The organism is Micromonospora sp. 15K316, assembly GCF_004348525.1.
Taxonomy (GTDB): domain Bacteria; phylum Actinomycetota; class Actinomycetes; order Mycobacteriales; family Micromonosporaceae; genus Micromonospora.
In genome coordinates this window covers 1-6880 of the sequence record NZ_SMKG01000275.1, presented here as the reverse complement: position 1 = coordinate 6880, position 6880 = coordinate 1, and the positions used below count along the sequence as shown (strand labels likewise).

The following is a 6880-nucleotide window of genomic DNA, read 5'->3' as shown; positions in this document are numbered from 1 at the left end:
GGGCTGGGGGGTTGCGGTGGGGCCCTTGACGACGGGCTTTCCGTCCTCCCAGACGACCTCGTCCAGCCAGGTCTGCCGGCCCGGGTCGACGCTCCCCTCCTGACCGGGCGGCCAGGCGTGGTAGAGCAGCCAGGTACGCCCGTCCTTGACGACCATCGACGCGTGCCCCGGCCCGGAGGCGGCCTCGCCGGACTTCAGGATCGGGTTCTCCGGGGCCTTCACGCAGGGCCCGCTCGGCGACTCGCAGATCGCGTACCCCTCGGCGTACTCGGCCTTGTCGTAGGCGTTCGCCGCGAAGAAGAGGTACAGCTTCCCGTCCCGGCGGTGGAAGAACGGCCCCTCGACGAGGGCGCCCTCCCACGGCTCGGTCTGCTTCAGCAGCTTCGTCGGCTCGCCGACCAGGCTCAGCCCGTCGTCCGAGAGCCGCTGAGAGAAGATCCAGGTATCCACGCCGATGGCGTTGCCGTCGTTCTTCCACAGCAGCCACAGGCTGCCGTCGGTGTCCCGGAACGGGCTGGCGTCGATCGCCCCGCCCAGCTCGGCCTGGCAGATCAGCGGGCCCGCGGATTCGTCCCGGTACGGGCCCTGTGGCGAGGTCGCCACCGCCCGCCCGACGCACTGCCGCCCCGACTCCCGACCGGCGACCGTGTAGTAGAGCACGAACGACTCCGGCCCGAGCTGGATCGCCTCCGGGGCCCAGGTCTTCCCCGCGTCCGCCCACGCCGGCAGCTCCGGCAGGGCGTCGCCGGTCGGCGTCCAGTCGGTCAGGTTCGGGGAGGTGTGCACCGGCACGTTCCGGCCGCCGGCGTTGGTGTGGAACAGGTACCAGGTGTCGCCGACCCGGATGGCCTGCGGGTCGGGGGCGTCGGTCCGGATGACCGGATTGGTGAACATGCTCGGGTCGCTCCCCGTACTCGTGGATGTGGGTTGGTCGGTGTCGTCGCCGCAGCCGGAGACGAGCAGTGCGGCGGCGAGAACCGCCGCCGCACCGCGTCGCCGGAGCCTTCCGGCGGTCATCCCTTCAGGCCGCTGCGGGACACACCCTGGATGATGTGCCGCTGCGCGAGCACGAAGAGGATCAGCACCGGCACGCTGGCCAGCACCGCCCCCGCCATGATCACCGGGTAGTCGGTCACGTACGAGCCCTGGAGCAGACCCAGGCCGGGCGGGAGGGTCAGCTTCTCCGGGCTGAAGAGCACGAAGATCGGCCAGAGGAAGTCGTTCCAGTTGGTGAGGAAGGAGAGCACCGCCAGGGTGGCCAGGGCGGGCTTCGACAGCGGCAGCACCACCCGGTAGAAGATCTGCCACTGGTTCGCGCCGTCCAGGACGGCGGCCTCCTCCAACTCCTTCGGCAGGGAGAGGAAGAACTGCCGGAGGAAGAACACCCCGAACGCGCTCGCCGCGCCGGGTACGACCACCACGGCGAGGGTGTCGATCCAGTTCAGCGAGTCGACGATCAGGAAGTTCGGGATGATCAGCGAGGTCGGCGGGATGAAGAGCGTCCCGACGATCAGCGCGAAGGACACTCCGCGACCCCGGAACCGCATCCGGGCCAGGGCGTACGCGGCCATCGAGGCGGTCACCAGCACCAGCACCGAGTGCAGCGTGGCGGCGAGCATGCTGTTGAGGAACCAGCGCAGCACCGGGTTGGCGGTGTTGGTGAGGATCTGCTGGTAGCCGTACCCGGAGATCGGGTCGGGCAGCCAGTCCGGCGGGATGCGCTGGGCGCCGTCGTAGGTCTTCAGCGAGGTGATGACCATCCACACCAGCGGGATCAGGAAGACCAGGGCCAGCGCTACGAGGATGGCGTAGAGCCCGACCCGGCGCAGCGTGTGCGTGGGTGCGGTGCGCGTGGGCGTCGTCATGGCGGTTCCCTCAGTCTTCCCGGTAGCGGAAGAGGCGGAAGTTGGCGAGGCTCACCACGGCCAGCATCAACGCGAAGACGATGCTCATCGCGGCGGCACGGCCGGCGTCGTTGTTCCGGAGCCCCTGCTCGACGATGTACCAGACCACGGTGCGGGTCTCCGTGCCGGGCGCGCCCTGGGTGATCAGGAACGACTGGCCGAACACGTTCGCCGAGGCGAGCACGGTGGTGGTCATGACGAAGAGCAGCACCGGGCGCAGCCCGGGGAGCGTGACGTGCCGGAACCGTTCCCAGGCGCTCGCGCCGTCCACCTTCGCCGCCTCGTACAGCTCCGGCGCGATGTCCTGCAGACCGGCCAGGTAGATCACCGCGTTGAAGCCCGAGGTCCACCAGACGGTCACGCCGACCAGCGAGATCCACGCCCACGGCACGTCGGTCACCCAGGGCGTGTCCGCCGGCAGGCCGACGACGCCGAGCAGCCGGTTGACCAGGCCCAGGTTCGCGTCGAGCAGGAAGCGCCAGAGCAGGCCGATCACCGCCACGCCGAGCACGTACGGCGCGAAGTAGACCGCCCGGAAGAAGGTCCGGCCGGGGAAGGAGCGGTTCAGCAGCAGCGCCAGCCCGAGCGGGACCACCACCAGCAGCGGCACCGATACGACCGTGAAGATCGCCGTCGCCCGGACGCTCTGCCACCAGTCCCCGAAGACCGCCGAGTCGCTGGAGAAGAGCTCCTTGTAGTTGTCCAACCCGACGAACGGCCGGTTGGGCAGCTGGAAGTCCCACTGGTGCACGCTGAGATAGAGGCCGAGCACGATCGGCAGCAGGCCGAAGACCGTGAACAGCACCAGGTACGGGGTGAGGAACAGGTACGGCGTCGCCCGACCGACCCGGTTCGCCGACTTGGCGCCCCGGCGGGCAGCACTGGCCGCCGGGGGCGGCGCGTCACCGCGCGCCGCCCCGACCTCGATCACGTCCGCCACGGAGAATCAGCTCCCGTACTTCTTGCGGTTGTCCTCGAGCTGCTTGTTGGCCTTGGCCACGCCCTCGTCGAGCGCCTGCTTGGGCGACTTCTTGCCCAGCGCGGCCACGTTGAACGAGTCGTAGAAGGTCTTGATGACCTCGCCCAGACCCGGGGTCGCCGGCGGGAAGGCCGCGTAGTCCAGCTCGGGGGCGAGCGCGCTCACCTCGGTCAGCGCCTTGAACTCGGCGCTCTCCCGGACGGCCTTGCGGGCCGGCACCTGGCCGCCCTTGGCCCAGTCGAGGGAGTGCTGGCTGAGCCAGTTGATGAAGACCTTCGACGCCTGGACCTTGTTGGCGTTGTTGGCGCGCTGCTTGACGATGGTGAAGTTGTGCGAGTTCGCCCAGGCCGCCGGCTTGCCGCCGATCTGCGGCAGGGGCGCCACGCCCCACTGGACGTCGGGGCTCTTCTTCAGATCGTTGATCTGCCAGATGCCGTTGAAGGTGAAGGCGTTCTTGCCGCTCTTCAGGGCCAGGTACTCGGCGTCCTGTCCGACGTTCGCCGGCGAGTGCCCCTGCTTGATCATGTCGACCATCCAGGTGCACGCCTCGACCGCCGGGTCGGCGTTGAAGGTGGCCTTGTTGACCTCGGCGTCGAAGAGGCTGCCGCCGAACTGGTAGATCAGCGAGTAGAAGGACATACCGCCGGTGAACTGGAACGGGCTGATCCAGAAGCCCTGGACGCCCGACTTCTTCAGCTCGGTGAGGGCGGCGGTGAAGTCGTCCCGGGTGGTCGGCGGCTTGTTCGGGTCCAGCCCGGCCTTCTCCATGACCGACTTGTTGTAGTAGAAGCCCAGCGGGTGCATGTCCAGCGGGATGCCGTACCGCTTGTTGTTGTAGAGCCCGCCCTGCCAGACCGTGGGCGCGAAGTCCGCCTCGGTCAGCTCCAGGGTCTTGGCCACGTCGTCCAGCTCACTGATCACGCCGCGGGCGGCGAAGGTGGCGAGCTGGTCCATGTGCATGACCGCGATGTCCGGCCCGTTGCCGCTGGAGGCCGCGCTGGGGAGCTTGTTGTAGTAGTCCTCCCACTGGTACGTGGCGACCGAGACCGCGATGTTCTGGTGCTCGGAGTTGAACTGGTTCACCAGCGTCTTGAAGATCTCACCGTCGCCGCCGGTGAATCCGTTCCACAGCTTCAGGTCCACCTTCGGCCCGGTGTAGTCCTTCCCGCCGTCGCCGCCGGCAGCCGGCCCGGACGAGTCGCCACCGCCGCAGCCCGCGAGCGTCAGCGTGGCCGCGGCGCCGAGCCCGACGCCGAGACCGAGGAGCCGCCGCCGGCTCATTTCGTTGTGGATCATGCCGTATCTCTCCTTGGGGGGACGGTATGAAGTGTGCCCTGGTCAGAGCGGGTTTCCGAAGCGGAGCACGTTCCAGGAGACGGCGGGCAGGCGCACCGAGCACCGGCCGCCGTCGATGGTGGGGGTGGTCAACTCCCGGGGCGTCACCCTGTCCGGTTCGGCCTCGGTGTTCGTCGCCTCCGGGTCGTCGCCGGCGGCGAGGCTCACGTGTGACGTGGCGGACAGTCCGGGCACCCCGCGCAGGTCGAGCTGCAGTTCGAGGTCGGTGTCGCCACGGTTGACGGCGAAGACGGTCACCTCGCCGGTCTCCTCGTCGTGCACGGCGACGGTGTCCAGCACCGGGACGTCGCCGTACTTCTTCGTCTCGTACGTCGGCGAGACGGGCTCGGTGCGCAGCACGGTGCCGCGCGCGTACCGGGCGGTCAGGGCGAACGGGTGGAAGATGCTCTGCCGCCAGGCCGGACCGCCGTTGCGGGTGCGGATCGGGGCGATCACGTTCGCCAGCTGCGCCTGGGCGGCCACGCCGACCCGGTCCGCGTGCCGGAGCAGGGTGATCAGCAGGTCGCCGACGACCACCGCGTCGACCGCCGTGAAGTCGTCCTCGATCAGCGCGGGCGCCTCGACCCAGCCCCGCCGGTCCAGGTCGGCCTGGAGGCGGGACTCGTACCAGACGTTCCACTCGTCGAAGGAGATCTTCAGCTTCCGCCTGTGGCGCTGCTTGGCCGCCACGTGGTCGGCGGTGGCGATCACCTCGGAGATGAAGTTGTCCATGTCGACGGCCGAGGCCAGGATGCTGGCCCGGTCCCCGTCCGAGGGGTCGTAGTAGGTGTGCGCGGAGATGTAGTCCACGTGCTCGTAGGTGTGCTCGAGCACTGTCGCCTCCCAGGAGGCGAAGGTGGGCATCCGCCGGTTCGAGCTGCCGCACGCGACGAGGCTGATCGACGGGTCGATCATCTTCATGGCGCGGGCGGTCTCGGCGGCCAGCCGGCCGTACTCGTCGGCGGTCTTGTGCCCGACCTGCCAGGGGCCGTCCAGCTCGTTGCCGAGGCACCAGAGGCGTACGCCGAACGGCTCCTCGGCGCCGTTCTTGCGCCGCTGGTCGGACAGCTGTGTGCCGCCCGGGTGGTTCGTGTACTCCAGCAGGTCCAGCGCCTCCTGCACGCCCCGGGTGCCGAGGTTGACCGCCATCATCGGCTCGACCCCGGCCTCGTCGGCCCAGGTCATGAACTCGTGCAGGCCGAAGGCGTTCGTCTCGATGGTCTTCCAGGCCAGGTCGAGCCGGCGGGGCCGGTCGCCGATCGGGCCGACGCCGTCCTCCCAGCGGTAGCCGGAGACGAAGTTGCCGCCGGGGTAGCGGACCACCGACACACCGAGTTCCCGGGTCAGGTCCAGCACGTCACGTCGCAGCCCGCGCTCGTCGGCGGCGGGGTGGCCGGGCTCGTAGATCCCGCCGTAGACGCACCGCCCCATGTGCTCGACGAAGGAGCCGAAGAGTCGTCGGTCGGCCGGCCCGATCGCGAATGCGGGGTCGATCGTGAGCTTCGCGGTCCGCACGAATGTCACCTTTCGTCATTTCTGCTGCCGGGTGACCGCAGTCACCGCTCACCCGGTGTCCCTGGTTTCTACAACGTTGTAGGCAACGTTGTAAAGAGCTGACGACGAGGTAAAGTGCCGGTTGTTACGTCGGGGGAGGGGTCGAATGCGGCACAGGCTCAAGGACGTCGCCGAACGGGCCGGGGTGTCGGTGAAGACCGTCTCCAACGTGGTGAACGGCTACGCGCACGTCCGGCCCGACACCCGGGCCCGGGTCGAGGAGGCCATCACCGCGCTCAACTACCGGCCCAACCTCTCCGCCCGCAACCTCCGCAAGGGGCGTACCGGCGTGATCGCGCTGGCCGTGCCCGAGCTCGACATCCCGTACTTCGCCGAGCTCGCCCGGCATGTGGTCAGCGCCGCCGCCGACCTCGGCTGGACGGTGCTGATCGACCAGACCGGCGGCGGCCGCGAACAGGAGCGGGTCGTCGCGTCCGGCATCACCGACCACCTCATCGACGGGCTCATCTTCAGCCCGCTCGCGCTGACCGCCGACGACCTGGTCAACCTGGACGGCACCCCGATGGTGCTGCTCGGCGAGCGGGTCGACCGCGGCCCCGCCGACCACGTCGTGATCGACAACGTGGCCGCCGCCCGGGAGATCACCAACCATCTGGTCGGGCTCGGCCGCCGCCGGATCGCCGCCATCGGCTCGCAGCGCACGCCGGAGGGCGCCAGCGCCCGGCTCCGCCTCGACGGCTACCGGGACGCGCTGGAGGAGGCCGGCCTCGGCTACGACGAGGCCCTGGTCGCGCCCGCGCCGATCTGGCACCGCGCGGACGGCGCGGCCGCCATGCGCAACCTGCTCTCCTCGGGCGTACGCCCGGACGCCGTCTTCTGCTTCAACGACACCCTCGCCCTCGGCGCCCTGCGGGCCCTGCACGAGGCGGGTCTACGGGTACCGGAGGACGTCGCGGTGGCCGGCTTCGACGGCATCGAGGACGGCCGGTTCTCGGTGCCGACCCTGACCACCATCGCCCCGGACAAGGAGCGGATCGCGCGGCTCGCGGTCGAGCTGCTGGCCAACCGGATCGACGGCGACCGCAGCGCCGCCCCCCGCGAACTCGCCGCCCCCTACCGCCTGGAACCCCGAGAATCCACCCAAGGC

General features: G+C 69.8%; 6 protein-coding genes. 1 reads left to right on the top strand and 5 read right to left on the bottom strand.

The annotated features are described in order from the left end of the window. From E1211_RS29230 to E1211_RS29210, 5 genes are all read right to left on the bottom strand, one after another. Positions 1-1017 (bottom strand): glycoside hydrolase family 43 protein (locus tag E1211_RS29230; RefSeq protein ID WP_132352986.1); only part of this gene is annotated, 1017 nt, incomplete at its 3' end. Next, the gene (locus tag E1211_RS29225) at positions 1014-1865 is read right to left on the bottom strand and encodes a carbohydrate ABC transporter permease (RefSeq protein ID WP_132352984.1); all 852 of its coding nucleotides are present in this window, start codon (positions 1863-1865) and stop codon (positions 1014-1016) included. The genes E1211_RS29225 and E1211_RS29230, both read right to left, overlap by 4 nt. Before the next feature lie 10 nt (positions 1866-1875). Beyond that, positions 1876-2844 (bottom strand): carbohydrate ABC transporter permease, encoded by a 969-nt coding sequence (locus E1211_RS29220; protein WP_132352982.1) that lies wholly within the window; start codon positions 2842-2844, stop codon positions 1876-1878. A 6-nt stretch (positions 2845-2850) separates the two neighbouring features. Next, complete coding sequence (locus E1211_RS29215; protein WP_132352980.1) at positions 2851-4179, bottom strand: ABC transporter substrate-binding protein; 1329 nt, start codon at positions 4177-4179, stop codon at positions 2851-2853. Positions 4180-4221: 42 nt separating this feature from the next. Then, entirely contained in the window at positions 4222-5733 is a 1512-nt protein-coding gene (locus E1211_RS29210; RefSeq protein ID WP_132352978.1) for an alpha-N-arabinofuranosidase, read from the bottom strand. A gap of 145 nt (positions 5734-5878) precedes the next feature. Between E1211_RS29210 and E1211_RS29205 the strand changes: the two genes are divergently transcribed. Then, the coding region (locus tag E1211_RS29205) for a LacI family DNA-binding transcriptional regulator (protein ID WP_132352976.1) at positions 5879-6880 on the top strand (1002 nt) is incomplete at its 3' end.

Bases quoted from the DNA above. Each gene is read 5' to 3' on its own strand.
- E1211_RS29215 (WP_132352980.1), bottom strand. From the start codon at position 4,179: ATGATCCACAACGAAATGAGCCGGCGGCGGCTCCTCGGTCTCGGCGTC.
- E1211_RS29225 (WP_132352984.1), bottom strand. From the start codon at position 1,865: ATGACGACGCCCACGCGCACCGCACCCACGCACACGCTGCGCCGGGTC.